This is a genomic window from Gilvimarinus gilvus (assembly GCF_030518155.1).
GTDB lineage: Bacteria > Pseudomonadota > Gammaproteobacteria > Pseudomonadales > Cellvibrionaceae > Gilvimarinus > Gilvimarinus gilvus.
This window is the reverse complement of sequence record NZ_JAULRU010000134.1, coordinates 1-385: the sequence shown is the minus strand read 5'-3', so window position 1 is coordinate 385 and position 385 is coordinate 1. Positions and strand designations below refer to the sequence as shown.

General features: G+C 62.6%; 1 protein-coding gene. It reads right to left on the bottom strand.

Annotation, left to right across the window (positions count from 1 at the left end; all coding sequences use genetic code 11):
* The coding region (locus QWI17_RS00820) for a type 2 periplasmic-binding domain-containing protein (RefSeq protein WP_502553134.1) at window positions 1-385 on the bottom strand (385 nt) is incomplete at both ends.

Sequence of the window (385 nt, the reverse complement as noted above, 5' to 3'; positions counted from 1 at the left end):
GGGCGCGCCTTCCTTGGGTATCGAATAGCCCACCTTGACGCCGTTGTGCGCCTCTTCGGCGCGGTTCTTCGCCTGCAGCACATCCCCCGAGAAGCCCACCACCACGCAGACATCGCCGTTGGCCAGGTCGCCAGTGTATTTCGAGGAGTGGAAGTAGCTGATGTAGGGCCGTACCTGCATCAACAGCGCCTTGGCCTTGTCGTAGTCTGCCGGGTTCTGGCTGTGGTGCGGCAGGCCCAGGTAGTGCAGGGCAATCGGCAGCAGTTCGGGGCCGTTGTCCAGCACCGCTACACCGCAGCTTTTCAGCTTGCTCATGTACTCGGGCTTGAAGATCAGGTCCCACGAGTCCAGCGGCGCGTTGTCGCCCAGTACCGCCTTGACCTTG